This window comes from Dietzia sp. MNB45, assembly GCF_051994785.1.
GTDB lineage: Bacteria > Actinomycetota > Actinomycetes > Mycobacteriales > Mycobacteriaceae > Dietzia > Dietzia kunjamensis.
On sequence record NZ_CP163397.1, the window covers coordinates 749,388 to 770,751 of the forward strand.

At 70.1% G+C, this 21,364-nt stretch carries 19 protein-coding genes; 8 read left to right on the forward strand and 11 right to left on the reverse strand.

From position 1 onward, the window contains the following. Position 1: 1 nt before the first annotated feature. Both AB5G72_RS03685 and AB5G72_RS03690 read right to left on the reverse strand, forming a co-directional pair. On the reverse strand, positions 2 to 937 hold the full coding sequence (locus AB5G72_RS03685) for a DUF1707 SHOCT-like domain-containing protein (RefSeq protein WP_440221032.1): 936 nt from the start codon (positions 935 to 937) through the stop codon (positions 2 to 4). Continuing rightward, entirely contained in the window at positions 934 to 1,737 is an 804-nt protein-coding gene (locus AB5G72_RS03690) for a hypothetical protein (RefSeq protein WP_440221033.1), read from the reverse strand. The genes AB5G72_RS03685 and AB5G72_RS03690 overlap by 4 nt, the downstream gene beginning before the upstream one ends. 94 nt (positions 1,738 to 1,831) lie before the next feature. On the opposite strand from AB5G72_RS03690, the gene AB5G72_RS03695 reads away from it, so the two are divergent. Then, positions 1,832 to 3,436: an acyl-CoA synthetase gene (locus AB5G72_RS03695; RefSeq protein ID WP_440221034.1), complete on the forward strand. Its 1,605-nt coding sequence runs from the start codon at positions 1,832 to 1,834 to the stop codon at positions 3,434 to 3,436. 73 nt (positions 3,437 to 3,509) lie between these two features. Then, complete coding sequence (locus tag AB5G72_RS03700; protein ID WP_440221035.1) at positions 3,510 to 4,970, forward strand: aldehyde dehydrogenase family protein; 1,461 nt, start codon at positions 3,510 to 3,512, stop codon at positions 4,968 to 4,970. On the opposite strand, the gene AB5G72_RS03705 is transcribed toward AB5G72_RS03700, so the two are convergent. From AB5G72_RS03705 to AB5G72_RS03725, 5 genes are all read right to left on the reverse strand, one after another. After that, positions 4,960 to 6,534 (reverse strand): sensor histidine kinase, encoded by a 1,575-nt coding sequence (locus AB5G72_RS03705; protein ID WP_440221036.1) that lies wholly within the window; start codon positions 6,532 to 6,534, stop codon positions 4,960 to 4,962. The two genes, AB5G72_RS03700 and AB5G72_RS03705, sit on opposite strands and share 11 nt — an antisense overlap. Next, a complete protein-coding gene (locus tag AB5G72_RS03710; protein ID WP_185951231.1) occupies positions 6,531 to 7,973 on the reverse strand; it encodes a glycosyltransferase in 1,443 nt (480 codons plus the stop codon). The genes AB5G72_RS03705 and AB5G72_RS03710 overlap by 4 nt, the downstream gene beginning before the upstream one ends. Further along, positions 7,970 to 9,226 carry a HEAT repeat domain-containing protein gene (locus tag AB5G72_RS03715; RefSeq protein ID WP_407335678.1) on the reverse strand — a complete coding sequence of 419 codons (1,257 nt, stop codon included), beginning with the start codon at positions 9,224 to 9,226 and terminating at the stop codon, positions 7,970 to 7,972. Before AB5G72_RS03715 ends, AB5G72_RS03710 begins: the two co-directional genes overlap by 4 nt. Before the next feature lie 16 nt (positions 9,227 to 9,242). Further along, on the reverse strand, positions 9,243 to 9,596 hold the full coding sequence (locus AB5G72_RS03720) for a response regulator transcription factor (protein WP_440221037.1): 354 nt from the start codon (positions 9,594 to 9,596) through the stop codon (positions 9,243 to 9,245). Between the two features lie 92 nt (positions 9,597 to 9,688). Beyond that, positions 9,689 to 10,495 (reverse strand): crotonase/enoyl-CoA hydratase family protein, encoded by an 807-nt coding sequence (locus AB5G72_RS03725; RefSeq protein ID WP_185951234.1) that lies wholly within the window; start codon positions 10,493 to 10,495, stop codon positions 9,689 to 9,691. An 82-nt stretch (positions 10,496 to 10,577) separates the two neighbouring features. On the opposite strand from AB5G72_RS03725, the gene AB5G72_RS03730 reads away from it, so the two are divergent. Continuing rightward, positions 10,578 to 12,215, forward strand: coding sequence for an acyl-CoA synthetase (locus AB5G72_RS03730; RefSeq protein WP_440221038.1), 1,638 nt, complete (start codon positions 10,578 to 10,580; stop codon positions 12,213 to 12,215). A 2-nt stretch (positions 12,216 to 12,217) separates the two neighbouring features. After that, positions 12,218 to 13,324, forward strand: a complete 1,107-nt coding sequence (locus AB5G72_RS03735; RefSeq protein WP_173674834.1) for an NAD(P)H-dependent flavin oxidoreductase — start codon at positions 12,218 to 12,220, stop codon at positions 13,322 to 13,324. A gap of 156 nt (positions 13,325 to 13,480) precedes the next feature. Here AB5G72_RS03735 and trhA read toward each other — a convergent pair whose 3' ends face one another. From trhA to AB5G72_RS03755, 4 genes are read right to left on the reverse strand one after another with little or no spacing between them, the layout of a single operon-like run. Then, positions 13,481 to 14,212: a PAQR family membrane homeostasis protein TrhA gene (trhA, locus tag AB5G72_RS03740; protein WP_440221039.1), complete on the reverse strand. Its 732-nt coding sequence runs from the start codon at positions 14,210 to 14,212 to the stop codon at positions 13,481 to 13,483. A 21-nt stretch (positions 14,213 to 14,233) separates the two neighbouring features. Continuing rightward, positions 14,234 to 15,922, reverse strand: a complete 1,689-nt coding sequence (locus AB5G72_RS03745) for an AMP-binding protein (RefSeq protein WP_440221040.1) — start codon at positions 15,920 to 15,922, stop codon at positions 14,234 to 14,236. After that, positions 15,919 to 16,989, reverse strand: a complete 1,071-nt coding sequence (locus AB5G72_RS03750) for an acyl-CoA dehydrogenase family protein (protein WP_440221041.1) — start codon at positions 16,987 to 16,989, stop codon at positions 15,919 to 15,921. The genes AB5G72_RS03745 and AB5G72_RS03750 overlap by 4 nt, the downstream gene beginning before the upstream one ends. A gap of 1 nt (position 16,990) precedes the next feature. Beyond that, a complete protein-coding gene (locus AB5G72_RS03755; protein WP_096906017.1) occupies positions 16,991 to 18,253 on the reverse strand; it encodes an acyl-CoA dehydrogenase family protein in 1,263 nt (420 codons plus the stop codon). Positions 18,254 to 18,360: 107 nt separating this feature from the next. Here AB5G72_RS03755 and AB5G72_RS03760 point away from each other — a divergent pair, with 107 nt between their 5' ends. The 4 genes from AB5G72_RS03760 to AB5G72_RS03775 all read left to right on the forward strand — a co-directional run bounded on the left by AB5G72_RS03760 (position 18,361) and on the right by AB5G72_RS03775 (position 21,359). Further along, positions 18,361 to 18,555: a ferredoxin gene (locus AB5G72_RS03760; protein ID WP_067712138.1), complete on the forward strand. Its 195-nt coding sequence runs from the start codon at positions 18,361 to 18,363 to the stop codon at positions 18,553 to 18,555. Between the two features lie 8 nt (positions 18,556 to 18,563). Then, entirely contained in the window at positions 18,564 to 19,481 is a 918-nt protein-coding gene (locus AB5G72_RS03765; RefSeq protein ID WP_419763336.1) for a 3-oxoacyl-ACP reductase, read from the forward strand. A gap of 260 nt (positions 19,482 to 19,741) precedes the next feature. Beyond that, positions 19,742 to 20,506, forward strand: coding sequence for an MlaE family ABC transporter permease (locus tag AB5G72_RS03770; RefSeq protein WP_096906016.1), 765 nt, complete (start codon positions 19,742 to 19,744; stop codon positions 20,504 to 20,506). 10 nt (positions 20,507 to 20,516) lie between these two features. Further along, positions 20,517 to 21,359 carry an MlaE family ABC transporter permease gene (locus tag AB5G72_RS03775; RefSeq protein ID WP_371607075.1) on the forward strand — a complete coding sequence of 281 codons (843 nt, stop codon included), beginning with the start codon at positions 20,517 to 20,519 and terminating at the stop codon, positions 21,357 to 21,359. Positions 21,360 to 21,364 lie beyond the last annotated feature (5 nt).

Consider the following 21,364-nt stretch of genomic DNA (forward strand, 5'->3'; position numbering starts at 1 on the left):
GTCAACCGCCGTCGCCGACCTCCAGGATCTCGCGACCGGGGCCGACCGTGACCCAGCCGGGTCGGTCCGTGAGTGAGACTCTGACCGCGTAGACGGGCGGGGGCCCGGAGCCGGAGGGGGGTGGACCCGGGGAGATCACCACCCTGTCCGGAACCGCCCCGGGCGCTCCCAACAGGGCGGGCGTCGCCTCGATCGCGAACAGCACGGTCTCCGCGTCCACCGCGGCCACAGGGAAACCGGGCGACGCGGGCAGCCGGCTGGTGATCCCGTCCCGCCATCGACCGTGGAAGGTGTGGTGCAGCGTCGCCTCCGCATCGTCCGGATCGGGGCGGCTCAGGTGCGCGGTGTCGCCTTCGATGACGAGCCGCTCCACGGTGGGGTCGTCGAGCTGGTCGCGTGCGGCATCGATGACGCGGGTCATCCCTTCGGCGGTGAGCAGTGGTCCCGGTGCCGTGCGGATCACCTCGACGGAGGCCGGGCGGTCCACCGTGTCGCCGGCCGGGGAGGGTGTGTTCCCGGCGAGGTGGTCCAGGCCGGCGATGAGGCCGACGGCCAATGCGCTGGCCAGGACCGCGCGCAGCAGTCCGCTCGCCAGGCGCCTGCGCCCCGCCGGCCCCCGCGTCGAAGGCCCGGGCGGTCGCTTCGCGACGATCCGCTCGCGCGCGTTGGTCCGCCGTACCGAGAGCGGGGTGTCGGCTGACAGGCCCCGGCTGCGTACCTCCAGTTCGAACAAGCGCCTGTTGAGGTCGGCCACCAGTGAGTCGAGGTCGTCGCGGGTGGTCGACAGGGCGGCGTCGCGGCTGCGCTCGCCATGTTCGAGGGGGCCGATCCGGCCGTCCGTGTAGGCGTTGTCCAGGATCTGCCACACGGCTCGCCTGCGGTCCTCGGTGGCCGGCTCCGGGGCGGGCCCACCGGGGGGCGGGGGCGATGCGCTCATCGGGGGACGCCGACTTCTCTCACGATCCTGTCGTGCCCCACCACTATGTGCCCGCGGTCACCCTCACGACTCACGGTGATCTCGTATGTGGGCTGGGCGAGCGCGTCCGGGCCCACGTCGATCCCCACGAGATCTGCGTCCGAGAGCCCGTTCTCCGCCGCGGAGGCCCGAGCCGCCTCCAGGGCGGCCGGTACATCGATGGACTCCATTGCAACGGAGAGGTCGTCAACGGGGCGGAAAGCCTCCCCTTCGGCGGCCCACTCGCCCAGGTCGTCGCGTCGCCACGAGTCGACCGCCCCGGGGTCTGTCGGATCCTCGATGAGGAGGAGGGCGTAGTCGCCCCTGATGTCGAGCGAGGCCACACGAGCGTCGCCGAACCTCGCACGCGCAGACGAGATGACCTCATCGACGCTGCTCGAGGTGATCGTGTCCTCGGTGCCGCCGACGAGGCCGGCGAACGCACCGTCTCGCAGCGCGAGGACCCCGCCGGCGACAAGGGCGAGCCCCGCCACGGTCGAGGCGCCGACCAACTTGGCGGTGTCGAGCGGGTCGCGTGGCGCGCGGCGGGACCGGGCGACCGGAGTGGAGCGGGTGCCCGCCACCTCGGAAGGCGACCGGGCCGGGGCCGGCAGGTCCGCGAGGATCGCCCGGAGTTCATCGACGTATCCGCTCGACCGCACCTGCCACCCGAGGTGAAGCTGATCCAGGGGGGCGAGGCGCCCATCTGCAGCGGCGGCGTCGAGCTGCTCCCACGCCGCGACGCGCTGGGGGTCGCTCGCGCGGATCCGATGCTGCGCCATGGGCAGGAGGGTAACCACCGGCGGCTCGCCGTGGTCTGGTCACGGTCGCCGGGAAAGCCCGCCATCGCGATAGAACACGTTCTACTATGGGGTCATGAGTGCACCCACGCCTTCCGTCCCCGCCGACGCCGGAATCCTGGATCCGCGGACCGGCGAGCACGTGACCAGCGTCTACCGGATCGCCGAGGCGAATCCGGACCGCATCGCCGTAATCGAGGCGGGCGGTCGGCAGGTCACCTTCGGCCAGCTCGCCGACGCCGCCCACGGCTACGCCCGGGGTCTGCGCGAGCTCGGACTGGAGACCGGTGACTGCATCGTCCTGCTGGCGCCGAACAGCATTGAATTCCTCGAGGTCTACTACGCGGCCATGGAGATCGGGCTCTACGTGGCCCCGGCGAACTGGCACCTGACCGGCCCCGAGGTGGCGTACATCCTCGAGAATTCGGGATCGACGGTGTTCATCGCGGACACCCGGTTCGCCGACGTCGCGACCGCAGCCGCCGGGGAGGCCGGGCTCGACCCCGCCCGCTGCTACGCCATCGGTGAGGTTCCCGGATTCCGTCCGCTGCCCGAGCTCACGGTCCCAGCCGCGGGGGAGGACCCCTTGCCGTCGTCGCGGACCCTCGGCGGCCCCATGCTGTACACCTCCGGCACCACCGGCCGCCCCAAGGGCGTGCGGCGCCCCCTCACCGGCGCCTCGCCGGATCAAGTGACGGTCCCCAACTACTACTTCTTCGCCGGCTTCGACATCCAGGCGCCGGACAACGTCCACATCTGTGGCTCGCCGCTCTACCACACGGCCGTGCTCAACTTCGTCACCATCTCGCTCAATCTGGGCCAGGCCGTGGTGCTCATGGACAAGTGGACGCCCGAGGAGATGCTGCGACTCATCGACGCCCACGGCGTCACCCAGTCGCACATGGTGCCGACGCAGTTCTCGCGGCTGCTGGAGCTGCCGGAGGATGTGCGCGCGAAGTACGACGTGTCCAGCCTGCGCACGATCGTCCACGGCGCCGCGCCGTGCCCCAAGCACGTCAAGCAGGCCATGCTCGGCTGGTGGGGCCCGGTCCTGACCGAGTACTACGCCGGGACCGAGGGCGGTGGGTGCACCATCACCGGCGAGGAATGGCTGCGCAAGCCCGGCAGCGTGGGGCGGCCGTGGAAGACCACCACCCTGAAGATCCTCGACGACGACGGCAACGAGCTGCCCACCGGCGAGATCGGCAATGTGTACCTGCAGATGCACGGGTCGAAGTTCGAGTACCACCAGGACAAGGAGAAGACCGCGAAGACCTACGTCGGCGAGCTCTTCACCATGGGCGACATCGGCTACGTGGACGAAGACGGCTACCTGTTCCTGTGCGACCGCAAGAACGACATGATCATCTCCGGCGGCGTGAACATCTACCCGGCAGAGATCGAGTCGGAGATGACCCGCCACGAGGCGGTCCGCGACGCCGCCGTGTTCGGTATCCCGCACAAGGACTGGGGTGAGGAGGTCAAGGCCGTCATCGAACTGGCCGAGGGCTACCCCGAGTCCGACGAGCTCAAGGCGCACATCCTCGAGGACCTGTCCGGTCGGCTGGCGAAGTTCAAGATGCCGCGGTCGATCGATGTGGTGGACGAGCTGCCCCGCCAGGCCAACGGGAAACTGATGAAGCGCACGCTGAAGGATCCGTACTGGGCGGACGCGAAGTAGGTCTGGGCAGGGGCGGGCCCTCGTCGTCGTCGGATCCCCGACGCGCGTCGAGAACGCGTTCTACCCTGGACGCATGACCAGAACCCCCACCGCGCGCGATCTCACGCTCGCGCAGATCCTCGAGCGGCAACAACAGGCGTTCCTCGCCGATCCCCAGCCGGGCGTGAAGATCCGCCGGGACCGGATCCTGCGCCTCAAAAGCCTCGTCCTGGACAACGCCGCCGACCTCACCGAGGCGATGCGCGAGGACTACGGCTCCCGGCCGGAGACCTTCTCCACCCTCACCGACATCGCCTCCTCCATCCCCGACCTGGACCACCAGCGCGGCAACATCAAGAAGTGGATGCGCCCCACGCGCGTGTCCCGAGCCCTGGAGGCGGTGGGCTTCACCCAACAGGTCCGACACGACCCCAAGGGGGTCGTCGGCATCATCGGACCGTGGAACTTCCCGCTGTACCTCACGATCGTGCCCGCCGGTTCCGCCCTCGGCGCCGGCAACCGGGTGATGATCCGGCCGTCCTCGGTCACCGCGCACACCACCGAGGCCCTGTGCCGGCTGGCACCGGAGTATTTCGCCGTCGACGAACTCGCGATCGCCGGACCCGAACACGGCCGTGGTTCGGACTTCTCGGTCCTGCCCTTCGACCACCTGTTCTTCACCGGCTCGCCCGGGGTCGGCAAGTCCGTCGCCAAGGACGCCGCGGAGAACCTCACCCCCGTCACCCTCGAACTGGGCGGCAAGAACCCGGTCCTCGTCGACAGCAGTGCCGATATCGACCGGGCTGCGCGCAGCATCGCGTCCTCCCGCCTCGTCAACGGCGGTCAGGTGTGCATGTGCCCCGACTACGTGTTCGTCCCCGAGGACCGACTGGACGCGTTCTGCGACACCGTGCTCGACCAGTGGCGCACCACCCTCCCGGCCATCGTCGGCAACCCCGAGTACACGGCGACCGTCAACACCTCGAACTACGAGCGGATCGTCGGGCTGATCGACGACGCGGTGGGGAAGGGCGCCGGCAAACGCGACGCCGCGCCGGCCGGCGAACGGCTGCCCGACCCGGTCGGCCGCAAGATCGCGCCCACCCTGCTCACCGGCGTGACCCCGGACATGGAGATCGACTCCGACGAGGTCTTCGGGCCCGTCCTCACCGTCTTCGGTTACAGGGGCCTCGACGAGGCGATCCGCTACGTCAACGACCGGCCCAGCCCCCTGGTCCTGTACTGGTACGGCGACAAGAACGAGCGCTTCGAGACCGTCGCCGACCGCACCCGCTCCGGCAACATCTACGGCAACGACTTCGGGATCGGCATGGCCTCGTCCGCCATCCCGTTCGGCGGCGTCGGCAACTCGGGGATGGGCGGGTACCACGGCCACTACGGCTTCCGGACGTTCACCCACGAGCGGGCGGTGGCGCACCACTCGTTCGCCTACAACGTCTCGGAGATGATGGTGCCGCCGTTCACCAAGGACAAGCAGCGGATGGCCTCGGGATACCTGGGGGCGATGCAGGTCCGGACACGGCTCAAGCTGTAGTCGGGCCGCGGCCCCCGGGGTCTCCGGCGTGACACAGCGGCAGGGTGAGCCGGAAGGTGGCGCCCTCGCCCTCCGCCGAGTCGAAGTCCAGGCCGCCGTCGTGACCCTCGGCGATCGCCTGGACGATGCTCAGCCCCAGCCCGGTTCCGGGGATGGACTCACGCTGGGCGGTGCTCGACCGGAAGAACCGCGTACCCAGGTGCTCGTGCTCGGCCTCGGGGATACCGATGCCGGTGTCGGCCACGGTGACGGTCGCTGCGTCGTCGTCCGCGGTGAGGGTCACGGTGACCGATCCGCCCTCCGGGGTGAACTTGATGGCGTTGCTCACCAGGTTGGTCACCGCCCGCTCGAGCTGCAATGAGTCGCCCGTGACCTCGGCCTGCTCGACCCGCTCCGCGAGAGAGAGCCCGGCGCGGGCGGCCACGGGTCCGAGCGACTCGAGGACGTGGCCCACCACGGCGTCGAGGCGGAGCCGGTCGTGGTCGATGTCGAGACCCCTGGCCTCGATCCGGCTGAGCGTGAGCAGGTCCTCGATCAGTCCCTTGAGCCGGTCCGCGTTGCGCTGGACCACCGAGACCAGGCGGTGCTGGGCGGGGGTGAGGTCGCCGCCGTCGCCGTCGCAGAGCATCTCGGTGTAGCCGATGATCGAGGCCAGCGGCGTCCGGAGTTCATGGCTCACCGTCGAGACGAAGTCGTCCTTCTGCCGGTCCAGTTCCTCGAGCCTGCGGACGTGCTCCTCCTGGCCCGCCTCGTAGTCATCTCTGGCGTCCAACAGCACGTTGAACGCCGCGGCGAGCGCGCGGACCTCCGTCGGGCCCTCGTCGGTGCGGGCGCGGGCCCCTCGTCCGCCCTCGGTGTCGTTCCGGGCCACGTCGGCGAGTTTCTCGATGGGGTCGACGATCGTCCGGGCGGTCCGGCGGGTGTCACGGATGATCGCGGTGGAGGCCAGGAAGATGATCACGAAGGTCAGCGCGTACCCGCTCCACAGCGTGACCGTCCGCCAGGTGCGCATCTCCGCCCGCTTGTCCATGGCCGCGGAGAGCAGGGTGTCGGCGGCGGTGACCATCGCCGTGAAGTCCATGACGGCGTCGATGTTCTCCTGCTGGCTGATCGGGGTCGACCCGGGCGGCAGGTCGGGTGTCGTCCCGACGACCGCCTCGGCGTAGCGCCACCACGATTCGGACGCCGCGGTGAGCTTGCCGAGGGCGGGGGAGAAGGCGTCGTCGTCCCCGACCAGACCCTGCAGCTCGGTCAGGGCCTCCCGCGAGTCGGTCTCGCGCACCCGCAACCTGTCCTCCGCGCCGGGCAGGCCGTACGCGCGATCCATCCGCAGATCCGACTGGGCCCAACGCATCGCGATCACCAACCGGCTGGTGGTGTCGACGACGGGGGTGTAGATGGTGCTGGTGCGCTGGGAGAAGTAGAACTGGATCAGTAGCAGCGCGGGGCCTAGCAGGGCGATCACCACCACGAGGATCAGCATGCTGCGGCTCTTGCGGCGGAGGACCTCGGAGACCTTCTGGGCGGGCGGGCCGGAGTCCGCGGGGATCCCGTCCTCCCTCACGACGCCCCCTCCGTGGTGAAGCCGCGGCGCGTCATGACGCCCCACTGCTGTTCGCTCCCGCGCAGTGCCTGCCACCAGCCCCGGAGGCGCCAGATGACGTGGAGCTGGCGGTAGCCGATGTTCTCGAGGACCGACGAGGCGATGAGGGAGAGCATGCTCCCGAACCGGTGGTAACGAGAGAAGTACACCTCGTCTACCGCGGCGGCGGTGAGCGCGACGACGATCGCATAACCGTAGGCCACCGCGAGGAACAGCCAGAAGGTGGTGGGATTGACCAGGCCCAGGACGAACCCCAGGACCATGAGCACCAGGCCGATCGCCTCGATGAGGGGGGCGAACAGTTCGAAAGCCCAGTAGTAGGGGACGGCGAGCGTGCCGGCCCGTCCGTATCGCGGATTGCCGAACATCACGCGGTGTTTGACCAGCGTCTCCCAGAGCCCGCGGTGCCATCGCGCGCGTTGCTTGCCGAGAACCTTGAGGGTCTCCGGCACCTCGGTCCAGCACACCGGTTCGGGGACGAACGTCACCTGGTAGTCCTGGTCGCGCTCGCGGAGTAGACGGTGGAGGCGCATGACGAGTTCGAAGTCCTCGCCGATGGAGTCGGGGTCGAGTCCGCCGACCTCCACGAGCAGGTCGCGTCGGAAGCAGCCGAAGGCGCCGGAGATGAGGATCAGCGCCCGCAGCTTGGACCACCCGGAGCGGCCCAGGAAGAACGACCGTAGATATTCGAGCGCCTGGATCTGGGCGAGGAGGTTGCGTGGCATCCGGACGTCGACGATCTGCCCGGACCGGATGGTGCACCCGTTGGCGACTCGCACGACACCGCCGGTGGCAGCGGTGCGAAGCGGGTCGTCCGCGAACGGCTCGGTGACGATGAGCAGCGCGTCGGGGTCCAACAGTGAATCGCCGTCGACGCAGATGATGAGGTCCTCCACCGCGGTGTTGATGCCGACGTTGACGGAGTCCGAGCGTCCCGAGTTGGCTTTGTCGATGACGGTGAGCCGGGTGTATCCGTCGCGCGGGACGTAGAGACCGCGGGGCACCTGCCGGGTCGGGATGTCGTGGGGCACCTCGCGGTCTGCCCGGACCAGGTCGAACGCCTCGACGAGGACGCGGAGGGTCTCGTCGGAGGACCCGTCGTTGACGACGATCACCTCGTGGCGGTGGTAGCGCAGTCCGAGGAGTGACCGGGCGGCCTCGACGACGCCGGCTGCCTCGTTGTAGGCGGGGACGACCACCGAGACCCCCGGCGCCGTGTGGCTGCCGAGACGTTCGACGCGACCGGAATGACGACGACGACGACGCGTGCTCCGGAAGTCCACGGCCGCGGCGATCACGAGCACCAGGTACGAGGAGTTGATGAGCACGAAGTAGAGCAGGATGGGCCAGGCGATCAGGTCCAGCAGCGTCGCGATCACCACGCGGAGTGTCTCGATCACGGGGCCGGCTCCTCGTCCCGGTGGGCATCCTGATGGGTGGGCTCGCCGGCCCGCCGGGCGCTCGTGGCGAGATCGTACAGGTCGGGCTTGCGTTCGCGGATGCCGATGGCCGTCACGGCGCCCAGCGAGGCGAGGGCCGCCAGGTCGTCGTCCGAGACGGTCGAGGTGTCCCGGACGGAGATCTCCGGCGGGATGGTGCCGCGTTCCAGGGCGTCGACGAGGACGGCCTCACCCCTCCGGCCGAGGGAGGCGAGCGCACCGGCGGCCACCTCGGCCAGTCGCCGGTCGGCGTCGGTCAGGACCGAGCGCAGGGGCGGGATCGCGGCCGGGGCGCCCAGTTCCCCGAGGGCGGTGGCGGCGGCCAGCCGCACGGTCGCCGGTTCGTGTGCCCCGAGGGCTCGCCCGAGGTCGTCGATGACCCGGCCGTCGCCGATCATCCCCAGCGTGCGCGCGGCGGCCGCGCGGACCCGCTCGTCGCGGTCGGTGCGGAACAGTTGCAGGAGCCGGGGCAGCAGGGAGGCCATGCCACCGCGCGCCGCGACCGTGGCGGCGACGTACCGTACGCCGGGATCCGGGTCGTCGAGGCCCCGTCGCACCGCCTCGCGGACGTCGTCGCCCATGGCCAAGAGGGCATCCGCGGCGACGTAGGCGGGCACCCCGGAGATGCCGTCGACCTCGCGGACAGCGCGTAGCACCGAGTCGGAGAACGTGGCGTCGCCGATGACCCCCAGGGCGCGCACGGCGGTCGCGCGGACCGCGCGGTCCCGGTCGGAGAGCAGGCCCGCCAGTGTGGACGCGTGCTCACGGCGCCGTGTCGCCCCGAGTACCTGGGCTGACCGGGCCCGGGTGGTGGACGACCACGAGCTGGTGCCTCGGACCGCGCCGTCGACGGTGCCGTGACGATCGAGGATGTCGACCAGCGCAGTGACGGCTCCGCCGCGGACCTTGCCGAGCAGGTCGAGAACGGCCCTGTCGACCACGCGCGCCCGGTACCCGCCCAGCCTGCCGGTGGGCTCGTCGGTCGGCTCCTCGTCCGCGGCGAGCGCGAGCAGTCGCGGCCGGATCGGCCGCAGGATTCGCTCGACGCGACGACCGCGGCTGATCCGCGCCGCGTGAGCCCACACCATCACGAGGATCAGCACGGCGATGGAGGCGACCAGGATCCACAGCGATGTGGTGAGGACGCCGGACGCGACCTCGGGCGCGACGTCGTCGAGCAGGGAGGGCGAGGGGTCGTCGTACGAGAGGATCACCGGGCGGTCCGCAGTTCTACCGGCCGAGCAACGCGTCGACCCGGCGGAGTAGCTCCCGGGGACTGAAGGGTTTGATGACGTAGTCGTCGGCACCCGCCGCGAACCCCGCGTCGACCTCGGAATCCCGGGCGCGGGCGGTGAGGAGCAGGACGCGGCAGTCCTCCGGCCCCTCACCGTCCCGCAGGCGCCGGAGGACGTCGAGCCCGGACAGACCGGGCATCATGATGTCGAGGATGGCCAGTGACGGGGCGAAGCTCGTGATCGCCTCGAGGGCCTCCACCCCGTCGCGGGCGGTGCGGATCTCGTATCCGGCGTTGTCGAGCTTGAAGGCGACGAGCTCACGGATGTCCTCGTCGTCGTCGGCGATCACGACCCTCGGCCCTGTTCCAGTCATTGGCTCGGCTCACCCTCCGTGTCAACATCTCTCAGCTAAAGCTTATAGTGGCACGGACCGAGGCGAGGTCATTCCCCCCGGAACTCGGGCTTGCGCTTCTCGGCGAACGCCCGCGGGCCCTCCTTCGCGTCGGCGGAGGCGAAGACCCGCCCGCCCACCTCGGCGTCGACGCGGAAGGCCTCCTCCTCGTGCATGCCCTCGGTGCGACGGATGGTCTCGATCATCCCCCGGACCGCCAGCGGACCGTTCGCGGCGATGAGGTCGGCGATCTCCAGGGCCTTGTCGAGGGCCGATCCGTCGTCGACGACGTGGCCGATGAGCCCGAACCGCTCGGCCTCCTCGGCGGTGAGGTGGCGGCCCGTCATGAGGACCTCCATCGCGACGGTGTACGGGATCTGGCGCACGAGCCGGACCGCCGAACCGCCGAGCGGGTACAGGCCCCACCGCGCCTCGGAGACACCGAACTTCGCGGACCGTCCGGCGACGCGGATGTCGGTGCCCTGCAGGATCTCGGTCCCGCCCGCGATGGCCGGCCCCTCGACCGCGGCGATGAGCGGCTTGCTCAGTCGACGGCCCTTGAGCAGGGCCGGGAGCGTCGTGAGATCCCAGCCGCCGCCGGCGAACTTGTCCCCCGGGGCGTCGGAGTTCATGGCCTTGAGGTCGGCGCCCGCGCAGAAGAACCCGCCCGCGCCGGTGAGGATGCACGCCCGGATGTCGGGGTCGGAGTCCACCAGGTCCCAGGCGGCCTCCATGCCCCGCATCATCGGCCCGGACAGGGCGTTCCGGGCTTCGGGGCGGTTCATGGTGACGATCAGGACGTGCCCCCGCCGCTCGGTGAGCAGGTGCTGGTCCTCGGGGGTTGCGGCGCTGGTCATCTTCGGCCTCCTGGAGGATTTCTTTATGCCGGGTTCGATGTAACCCACACCACGGGAAGGTAACACGTTCTAGTTTGGGGGCATGGCGTACACCATCGGAGATCTCGTAGAACACAGCGTGGACCGTGTCCCCGACCGGCTCGTGCTCGTCCAGGGTGATCGCGAGCTCAGCTTCCGGGAGCTCGAGGACCGTGCCAACCGACTCGCCCACCACCTGCAGTCGGTGGGGGTGGGGCCCGACGACAAGGTCGCGGTGTACAGCCGCAACACCATCGAGGCCGTCGAGGCCATGGTGGCGATCTTCAAGATCCGCGCGGTCATGGTCAACGTGAATTTCCGCTACGTCCCGGCCGAGCTCGAGTACCTGCTGGACAACTCCGACGCCGTCGCGGTGATCCACGAGCGGCGGTACTCGCAGACCCTGGCCGAGGCCCTGCCCAGGACCCCGGGGGTCCGGCACTGCCTGGTGTTCGAGGACGGGACCGACGGACCGGACCCGGTGGTCCCCGAGAGCGTCTCCGTGGCGCACTACGAGGACGCCCTGGCGGCGCAGTCCCCGGAGCGGGACTTCGGCGAGCGCTCGAACGACGACATCTACATGCTGTACACGGGTGGCACCACGGGCTCGCCCAAGGGCGTCATGTGGCGCCAAGAGGACGTGTTCATGGTCCTGGGCGGTGGCATCGACTTCCTCACGGGGGAGCGGGTCGCCGACGAGTGGGAGTTGGCGAACAAGGCTGTCGACAGCGGGGTGCTGGTCCGGGCCGCGCTACCGCCGCTCATCCACGGCGGAGCCCAGTGGGCGATCCTCATGGCCCTGTTCGCCGGTCACACGAGTGTGCTCATCCCGGAATTCGACGCGGAGACGGTCTGGCAGACGGTCACCGACCGCAAGATCAACCTGATGTTCATCACCGGTGACGCGATGGCGCGACCGATGATCGAGGCCTGGGACGCGGAGAAGTACGACCCCTCGTCGCTCTTCTACATCGGGTCCTCGGCTGCCCTCTTCTCGCCCTCGGTCAAGGACCAGTTCATCGAGGCCTTCCCCAACGCGATGATCTCGGACTCCATCGGGTCGTCGGAGACGGGCTTCTCGGGCATCGCACTGGCGGAGAAGGGGAAGACCCACACCGGCGGTCCGCGCGTGAAGATCGACGGCGAGACCACGGTCCTCGACGACGACGGCAACGAGATCCAGCCCGGGTCGGATGTCATCGGCAAGGTGGCCCGGACCGGTCACATCCCGCTGGGGTACTACAAGGACGAGGCCAAGACCGCGGCGACGTTCAAGACGTACAACGGCAAGCGCTACTCCATCCCCGGCGACGACGCCCGGGTCGAGTCCGACGGCACCGTCACGATGCTCGGCCGCGGCTCGGTGTCCATCAACACCGGCGGCGAGAAGGTGCACCCGGAGGAGGTCGAGGCGGCCCTCAAGACGCACCCCGACGTGTTCGACGCGCTGGTGATCGGCGTCCCCGACGAGCGGATGGGGCAGAAGGTCGCCGCCGTGCTGCACACCCGGGACGGCAAGTGCCCGCCCATCGAGGAGATCAACGAGCACGCGCGCACGGAGATCGCCCGCTACAAGTGCCCGCGCGCGGTCTGGGTCGAGAACTCGGTCAAGCGCAATCCCGCGGGCAAGCCCGACTACCGGTGGGCCGCGGACATCGCCGCGTCCCGCCCCGCAGACGACAGCCAGGAGATCAGCAAGTGAGCATTCGCACTTCCCTCACGGAGGAGTTCGGGATCGAGTACCCGGTCTTCGCGTTCACCCCGTCCAAGGCCGTCGCGGCCGCCGTGACCCGTGCCGGCGGCATGGGCGTGCTCGGGTGCGTCCGGTACAACGACGCCGCGGAGCTCGACGAGGTGCTCACCTGGATGGACGAGAACACCGACGGCAAGCCGTACGGGGTGGACATCGTCATGCCCAACAAGGTCCCCACCGAGGGGAGCCCGGAGGACATCGCCGCGATGATCCCCGAGGAGCACAAGTCGTTCGTCTCCCGGGTCCTCGACGACCTCGGCGTCCCGCCGCTCGGCGATGACGCCGAGCACAACGCAGGCGTCATCGGGTGGCTGCACTCGGTCGCCCAGTCGCACGTGGAGATGTCTCTCAAGCACCGGCCGGTGCTCATCGCCAACGCGTTGGGCTCACCGCCGAAGCACATCATCGACCTCGCCCACGAGAACGGGATGAAGGTCGCCGCCCTCGCCGGCGCCACCAAGCACGCCCTGGCCCACGTCGACAACGGCGTGGACATCGTGATCGCCCAGGGCGGCGAGGCGGGAGGTCACACCGGCGATGTCGCGACGATGGTGCTGGTCCCCGAGATCGTCAAGGCCCTCGACGGCCGGGCCCCGGTGCTGGCCGCCGGTGGTATCGGCGACGGGACCCAGGTCGCGTCCGTGATCGGGATGGGCGCGCAGGGCGCCTGGATGGGATCGCGCTGGCTCACGGCCGCCGAGTACGCCGAGGACGGCGGGTCGCAGGCCATGCAGAAGGCACTCGTGGCCGCGACCAGCCGCGACACCGTCCGCACGCGCATCTATTCGGGCAAGCCCGCGCGGTTGCTCAAGAGCAAGTGGACCGAGGCGTGGGCCGCCGCCGACGCGCCGGACCCGCTGCCCATGCCGCTGCAGAACATCCTCGTCGCGGAGGCCCACCAGCGGATCTCCGAGGCGCAGGATCCCGAGGTCGTCGCCATGCCCGCCGGCCAGATCATCGGCTCCCTCGAGGGCGTGGTGCCCGTGGCCGAGACGATGGCGCAGATCGTCGCCGAGTACGAGGCCGCCGTCGAGCGGCTGCGCGCGACCCTGGCCTGACCGGACGGGCCCGTCTCGCCGTCATCGGCCAGATCCGCTACTCCGATTCCGGATCCGCCAGCCCAATTCGGGTAGCAGATCCGGAATCGGGATAGCGGATTCTCGTTTCTGTATCGGGCGGCTCGCCGGCCAGCTGGCCATCGGGCCAGCAGGTGATCAGCTGGTCAGGACGAACAGCAGCATCGCGGCCCAGTGGCAGGCGAACGCGATCACGGTGCATGTGTGGAACACCTCGTGGAAACCGAAGACGCCGGGGGCCGGGTCGGGTCGCTTGAGGCCGTAGACGACCGCGCCGCCGGTGTAGGCGACGCCACCGACCATCACCAGGATGACGGCGGCGAGGTTGGCGGTGATGAGGTCGCCTGCGAACCACACCGCGGTCCAGCCGAGGCCGATGTACAGGACGACGTACAGCCAGCGCGGCGCGGACAACCAGAACAGGCGGAACAGGATCCCCAGCAGAGCCCCCGACCACACGAGCGTCAACAGGATCTGGGTGGTCGGGGGCTCCAGTGCCGCCACCGTCATGGGGGTGTACGTCCCGGCGATGAGCAGGAAGATGTTGGAGTGGTCGAGCCGGCGCATCAGGGCTGCGGAGCGTGGCCCCCAGTTCACCCGGTGATACAGGGCCGAGATCCCGAACAGCAGGGTCGAGGTCGCCAGGAACACGGCGCAGGCCCAGGTCAGCGCGGTCCCCTCGGCGAGCACGGTGAGCACGACGCCCAGCGCGATCGCGACGGGTAGAGTGCCGGCGTGAATCCACCCCCGCAGCAGCGGTTTGGGCGGGACGGGCGCGGAGATGCCGAAGTCGTCGTCGGCGGCGACGGCATCGTCATTGATGCCGTCGCCGGCGGAATGCTGCAGGTCGGGGTTCACGGCGTGGTCCACACGCCAAACCTACCGACGACCTCACCCGGGGGTGAAGGCCCCCGCACCGTCGGCGCGGACCCAGACCCTGTCCCCGGCCGATTCGGCGCCCAGCGAGCTGAGGTCGCGGGCCCGGAACTTGAAGCTGGCCGTCCGTGGTAGCGCGGCGGTCATCCGGAGCAGCGACGGCCACTGCTTGGGCCCGAGGTCGGGTTGGGCGGCGAGGAAATCGCCGAATCCGTCGGCCAGGGCCGAGGCGTCTGCACCCTCGCGTGGCACCACGGCCGCGGCGACGGCGTCGCCGATCACGGCCGGGCCGCGCACCGTCTCCGCCGGCACGGCGTACACGCCGACCTCGGCCACATCGGGGTGACGGCGCAGTACGCGTTCGATCGGTGCCGCCGCCAGGTTCTCCCCGTCCACGCGCATCCAGCCACCGGACCGGCCCGCGAAGTAGACCCACCCGTCGTCGTCGACGTACGCGAGGTCACCGGAGTGGAACCGGCCGCCGCGCATCCTCTCGGCGTCGGCGGCGGTGTCGCCGTAGTACCCGGCGAACAGGCCCGGCCCGTCGGCGACCATCTCACCCACGGACTCGTCGGCGTTGAGCAGGACACCGGCGTCGTCGAAGCGGGCGCGGGGGCGCTCGTCCCCGGACTCCGGGTCGACGATCCGCACCCCGTCCGGCAGTGGACCGAGCGCGGCGTCGGGGGTCCCGGGCGTACGGGTGACGGAGATGCCGCCCTCGCTGGAACCGAACCCGTCCACCACGGTGACGCCGAAGCGCCGGGCGAACTCGCGGCGCACGTCGGCCGGGGCCTCGTTTCCGTAGACCACGCGCATCGGGTTGTCGGCGTCGTCGGGGCGCTGGGGGGTGGCCAGGATGTAGGACAGTGGTGCGCCGACGTAGTTGGCGAACGTGCATCCGTGTCGCCGGACGTCGTCGAGCCAGTTGGAGGCGGAGAAGCGACGCCGCAGGGCGATCGAGCATCCGGAGTACAGGGCGATCGGCCACGCCACCATCACGGCGTTGGAGTGGAACAGCGGCATCGCGCTGTACACGCAGTCGTCCGCGCCGATCCCGAACCTCTCGGCGAGCATGCGGCCGGGCACGGAGATCTTGCCCTGCGTGATCCGGACGGCCTTGGGGTCGCCGCTGGTGCCGGAGGTGAACACCAGCGCGACGAGGTCGTCCGGGCCGGCTGGCACGTCCGCCACCTCGGGGAGCGCCGCGTCGGCGTGGCGCTCCAATAGCGCGGTCCACTCGGGGGAGTCGACGGAGACCACGGGCACGCCGGGGTCGAGCCCGTCGAGCAGCGCTGCGTTGTCGGTGTCCGTGAGGATGAGCGCGCAGTCGGCGAGGGCCGCGTCGCGGATCAGAGCCTCGCCGCGCCGGGTGGGGTTGAGCCCGGCCACGACGAGCTCCGAGCATGCCGCCGCGCCGAGCAGGTGGAGGTACTCGGGTGTGCCGGCCAGGAGGAGGCCGATGTGCGGGCGTGACGGTGACGACGACGATGGTGACGACGACGAAGGCGGCGACGACGAGGTCATCAGTTCCCGAAGCGCCGCGATCCGCACGGCCACCGCGCCGACGGCGTCCGACCAGGGCGTGAGCCGGCCGTCAGACCAGATTCCGCGGTCGCCGACGGCGCGCAGGGCGTGCACCGCGTCGGCGACGGAGGTGAACGGCTGGGCGGCGACCTCCGCGATCGTCTTCACCGCGCCGCTCACGCCGAGTACTCCCAGGGGTCGCCCGCGGTGGCCAGCAGGTCGCCCAGGTCGAGCAGTTGCCGGGTGGCGCCGCCGAGGCGGAACTCGCCGGCCTTCGCGGCGAGGAAGTAGCGGTGGACGGGCTCGGAGCGGTCCAGCCCGACACCTCCGTGGACGTGCACGGCGGTGTGGGCGAGGCGGTGGCCGGCGTCGCAGGCCCAGAAGTGGGCGGAGGCCACCGCTGCGTGTGCGGTCGGGCCGGGGTCGCCGCTACAAGCGTCGAGTTCGTAGGCGGCGCGCAGGGTGCTCAACCGGACGGCGTCGACGTCGATGGACCCGTCCGCCAGACGGGCGGCGACGGCCTGGAACGTGCCGATGGGGCGACCGAACTGGTGGCGGGTGCTCGCGTACGCGGCGGTGCGCTCGAGAGCGGCCTCGATCACGCCCCACTGGTGGGCGGCAAGGTGGACGCGGCGGCGCAGGGCATCGAACTCGAGCGCCCCGGCGGCCAGCGCGGTGGCGTCACCTGTGTCACCGGTGACGAGCCCGCTGCACGAGTAGTCGACGGGGACCGTGCGTTCCACGGTGACCGCCGCGCCGTCCGACACGTGTACGCCGTCGGCCGACCTCCGGACGATCACATCGGCGATCGGCGCCCAGTCCACCTCCGGTACGGGGCCGGACCAACCGTCAGCGACGGCGGCGATCTCGCGCCCCTCCGCCACGGCGGTGGCGCGGTCGGTCCGCCCGGCCGCCTCGAGCAGGTGGGCCGCGCGTATCGCGGGGGACAGGGGAACCGGGGCGACGACCCGGCCCAACTCGCGTAGGACCAGGGCCTCGCCGATCACCCCCAGCCCGGCGCCGCCGAGCGACTCCGGGGCGAGGGCGGCCGGGACGCCGGCCCGGACCAGTTCCTCCCAGTATCGGGCGTGGAACCGGGCGGTGTCGCGGTCGGTTCCGCCGGACTCGGTGCCGGGGCCGAACCGGGCGTCGAGTTCTCGCAGGGAGTCGTCGGTGACCAGACGCTCGCCCATGTCACGGACGAGGGCGGTCAGCTCCGCGGTGGTGTCGTCGACGGAGAAATCCATGTCAGCGCTCCTTCCGGGCGGTGCTGGCGGACGGCGCGGGGGCGACACGTGGCGCCGGGGGCAGCCCCAATCCGGCGGTGGCGATGATGTCGCGCTGCACCTCGTTGGTGCCGCCCCCGAAGGTGAGGATGAGCGCCGATCGGTGGAGGCGCTCGATGCGCCCGTGCAGGGCGGCGGTCGGGGAGTGGGAGCGCTGGTAGCCGCTCGATCCGAGGACCTCCATGAGCAACCGGTAGGCCTCGCACGCCGTCTCGGTCCCGTACACCTTGGTCGCCGACGCGGCGATGCGGGTGGGCGCGGCGGTGTCCGCGGAGACGATCTCCCAGTTGCGCAGGGCCAGGTACTCGGCCATCGCGTGGACGCGGGCCAGGTGGGTCCGCACCCACTCGTTGTCCATGACGGTGCCGTCCCCGGGCATGCCGACGTCCGCCGAGCGGGTGGTGCGCGCCCACTGCACGACCTGCCGCAGTGAGGCCTGCAGCGGCCCCGCCGAGGTCAGGGCGACGCGCTCGTGGTTGAGCTGGTTGGTCATGAGCGGCCAGCCGCCGTGCTCGGGGCCCACGAGGTTGCTCGCCGGGACCACCACGTCCTGGTAATAGGTGGCACTGGTGTCCGGGCCGGCCATCGTGTGGACCGGGGTCCACGAGAAGCCCTCGGCGTCGGTGGGCACCATGATCATGGAGATGCCCTTGTGGCGCTTGGCGTCCGGATCGGTGCGCGCGGCCAGCCAGATCCAGTCGGCGTACGCCACCAGCGACGTCCACATCTTCTGACCGTTGATCCGGTAGACCTCGCCGCCCTCGTGCTCACCGGTCCCGGGCTCGCGGACCGCCCGCGTGCGGAGCGACGCGAGGTCGGTGCCGGAGTCCGGCTCGGAGTAGCCGATGCCGAAGTGCAGCTCACCGCGGCTGATCCGGGGCAGGAAGTAGTTCTTCTGCTCGTCGGAGCCGAACGCCATGATGGTGGGCGCCACGGAGTTGATGGTGAGGAACGGCACCGGGACGCCGGCGATGGCGGCCTCGTCGGTGAAGATGAGTTGCTCGATCATCGGCCGGTTCTTCCCGCCGAATTCTTCGGGCCACCCCAGTGTCAGCCAGCCGTCTCGGCCCATCTCCGCGACGATCTCGCGGTACGCGTCGCCGTGCCCGTACTCGCCGGTGGTGGAGGTGAAGGCCTCGCGTCGTTCAGGGGTCATCAGTGCCGAGAAATACTCGCGCAACTCCCCGCGCAGACGTTCCTGGTCGGTGGTGTAGGTGATGTCCATATGCCCTAAGCTCATCGGTGAGTGGAACACGTTCTAGTGTCGTGTCTCACATAGTATCCAACCATCTCGCGGCCATGGTGGCCGTGGGTGCGACCGAGGAGGACGGCATGAGGATTGAAGTCGATCCCGACCGCTGCGAGGGGCAGGCCGTGTGCGTCGGCCTGGCGCCGAAGGTCTTCGAGCTGAACGACGACGACGAGGTCGTGCGTGTGATCGTCGACGAGGTCCCCGAGGACCTGCAGAAGCGCGCACTCAAGGCTGTGGAGAAGTGCCCGATGGCCGCGCTGAAGGCCGCGGAGTGACCGCGGGGATGGGTCGGGAGATGCTCGACGCGGACCTCTCGCTCGACGGCCGGGTCGCCGTGGTCACCGGGTCCGGCTCGGGTCTCGGCGCGGCCGAGGCGGTCGAGCTCGCCAGGTCGGGCGCGGCCGCGGTGGTCATCAACGACATCCGCGCCGGTGAAGCCGCGGACGCGGTGATCGCGGACATCGAGGCGGCCGGAGCCAAGGCGGCACTCGTCGTGGGCGACGTCTCCGAGCGGGAGACCGCCGACGCCATGGTGGCCGAGGCCCTCAAGCTCGGTGGGCTGCACGTGGTGGTCAACAATGCCGGGATCACGCGCGACAAGATGCTGTTCAACCTCTCCGACGAGGATTTCGACGCGGTCGTGAAGGTGCATCTGCGCGGTCACTTCCTGCTCACCCGCAATGCGGCCGCCCACTGGCGCGAGGAGAGCAAGAAGTCCGGGGGGCCGGTCTACGGCCGGCTCATCAACACCTCGTCGGAGGCGGGGCTCTTCGGCCCGCCCGGCCAGGCCAACTACGGCGCGGCCAAGGCCGCGATCACCGCGCTGACGCTGTCCGCGTCGCGGGTGCTGGAGCGCATCGGCTGCACCGCCAACGCGATCGCCCCGCGCGGTCGCACCGGGATGACGGAGGCGGTCTTTGAGCCCTGGGACCCCTCCGAAGGGCCGGATCCGCTCTCGCCGGACCGGGTCGCGGACCTCGTGTCCTACCTGGCCTCGCCCGCTGCTGCGGACGTCACGGGTCAGCTGTTCGTGGTATACGGCGGGATGGTGGCGCTCGTGGAGGCGCCCGTCGTGGAGAAGAGGTTCGACGCAGAGGGCGGCGTATGGGACCGTCGCGAGTTCGCGGATGCGATCTCCGGGCACTGGTCAGGCCGCCCGGAGGGCAAGTCCTTCTCCGCTGCGGAGATCATGAAGCTCTGAGTGGCGGGCCCGTCCCCGGCGTGATCGACATCGATCGCGCCGGGGACGACTTATTGGTGTGTCGGGCGTGTTAGATTCCCCCGACACGAGCTGGCAGGGGCACCGGTCGGGGGGATGGGGAAGCCCTTGCCAGATAGAACGCGTTCTAGATACTGTGTAATCGGGATCACACGAAGCGGTCACTTGTTCAGGCCGGGGTAGTCCAGGCCACGGTGGCCGACCGCGCGTGGCCCGGGGGATGAAAGACAGGAGGGGGCGCCATGGCGAGGGTTATCGATGCGCCGCTCAGAGGGATCGGCGACTTCGTCGCCATGACGCTGGACACCTTCGTCTCCTTCCCGACGATCGTGCGACAGGGCCGGGAGTTCGTCGAGCAGTCCTGGTTCATCGCCCGGGTCTCGATGCTGGCCACCGTTCTGGTGGCGATTCCCTTCACGGTCCTGGTGAGTTTCACGCTCAACATCCTGCTGCGCGAGATCGGCGCGGCCGACCTGTCCGGCGCCGGAGCCGCTCTCGGCGCGGTGACGCAGGTGGGCCCCATGGTCACCGTGCTCATCGTCGCCGGCGCAGGCGCGACCGCCATCTGTGCAGACCTCGGAGCGCGCACCATCCGCGAGGAGATCGACGCGATGGAGGTGCTCGGCATCGATCCGGTCAAGCGCCTGGTGGTGCCCCGGGTCGCGGCGTCGACCTTCGTCGCCCTCCTGCTCAACGGGCTGGTGTGCACCATCGGCATCCTCGGCGGGTTCCTCTTCTCAGTGTTGCTCCAGGGAGTCAACCCGGGGGCCTTCGTCAACGGCATCACGCTGCTCACCGGTCTCGGCGAGTTGATACTCGCGCAGGTCAAGGCCGGGTTGTTCGGGATGCTCGCCGGGCTGGTCGCCTGCTACAAGGGGCTCTATGTCCGCGGTGGTCCGAAGGAGGTCGGCAACGCGGTCAACGAGACCGTCGTCTTCGCGTTCATGGCGCTGTTCGTCGTCAACACCGTGGTGACCGCCGTGGGTGTCAAGGTCCTGGGGGCGTGAGGTGACCGTCATCGAGACCACCCGGTTCCCGCGCCTCGCGCGGGCCCGGCACCACACCGTCGGCAGGATCGACGATTTCGGCGGCATCGCCCTGTTCTTCTGGCGAGCGCTTCTGGCCACGCCGCGGGCGCTCACGCATTACCGCAAGGAGACGCTGCGGCTCATCGCCGAGATCGCCATGGGTACGGGCGCGCTGGCGATGATCGGCGGCACCGTGGTGATCGTCGGGTTCCTCACCCTGGCCACCGGCGGCGTGATCGCCGTCCAGGGGTTCTCGTCGCTCACGGATGTCGGGGTCGAGGCGCTCACCGGTTTCTTCGCGGCGTTCATCAACGTGCGAATCGCCGCCCCGGTGATCGCCGGCATCGGGTTGGCGGCCACCATCGGGGCCGGTGCGACCGCCCAGTTGGGCGCGATGCGCGTGTCGGAGGAGATCGACGCACTCGAGGTGATGGCGATCGACTCGGTCACCTACCTCGTCTCCACGCGGATCGTCGCCGGGATGATCGCCGTGGTGCCGTTGTACTCCCTCGCCGTCATCGCCTCGTTCCTGGCGAGCCGGTTCGCGACCGTGGAGATCTACGGACAGTCCGGGGGCGTCTACGACCACTACTTCTCGACGTTCCTCATCCCCACGGACATCCTGTGGTCCTTCGTGCAGGCCATCGCGATGGCCATCACGATCATGCTCATCCACACCTACTACGGCTACAACGCCGCCGGCGGTCCCGCCGGAGTCGGCACCGCCGTCGGAAACGCCGTCCGCACCTCGCTCATCGCCGTGGTGACCGTAACCCTTCTCGTCTCCCTCGCGATCTACGGCGGAGACGGCAACTTCAACCTGTCGGGATAGGAGAC

Bases quoted from the DNA above. Each gene is read 5' to 3' on its own strand.
- AB5G72_RS03690 (WP_440221033.1), bottom strand. From the start codon at position 1,737: ATGGCGCAGCATCGGATCCGCGCGAGCGACCCCCAGCGCGTCGCGGCG.
- AB5G72_RS03765 (WP_419763336.1), top strand. From the start codon at position 18,564: ATGGGTCGGGAGATGCTCGACGCGGACCTCTCGCTCGACGGCCGGGTC.
- AB5G72_RS03730 (WP_440221038.1), top strand. From the start codon at position 10,578: ATGGCGTACACCATCGGAGATCTCGTAGAACACAGCGTGGACCGTGTC.
- AB5G72_RS03750 (WP_440221041.1), bottom strand. From the start codon at position 16,989: ATGGATTTCTCCGTCGACGACACCACCGCGGAGCTGACCGCCCTCGTC.
- AB5G72_RS03685 (WP_440221032.1), bottom strand. From the start codon at position 937: ATGAGCGCATCGCCCCCGCCCCCCGGTGGGCCCGCCCCGGAGCCGGCC.
- AB5G72_RS03770 (WP_096906016.1), top strand. From the start codon at position 19,742: ATGGCGAGGGTTATCGATGCGCCGCTCAGAGGGATCGGCGACTTCGTC.
- AB5G72_RS03725 (WP_185951234.1), bottom strand. From the start codon at position 10,495: ATGACCAGCGCCGCAACCCCCGAGGACCAGCACCTGCTCACCGAGCGG.
- AB5G72_RS03700 (WP_440221035.1), top strand. From the start codon at position 3,510: ATGACCAGAACCCCCACCGCGCGCGATCTCACGCTCGCGCAGATCCTC.
- AB5G72_RS03695 (WP_440221034.1), top strand. From the start codon at position 1,832: ATGAGTGCACCCACGCCTTCCGTCCCCGCCGACGCCGGAATCCTGGAT.
- AB5G72_RS03760 (WP_067712138.1), top strand. From the start codon at position 18,361: ATGAGGATTGAAGTCGATCCCGACCGCTGCGAGGGGCAGGCCGTGTGC.
- AB5G72_RS03755 (WP_096906017.1), bottom strand. From the start codon at position 18,253: ATGGACATCACCTACACCACCGACCAGGAACGTCTGCGCGGGGAGTTG.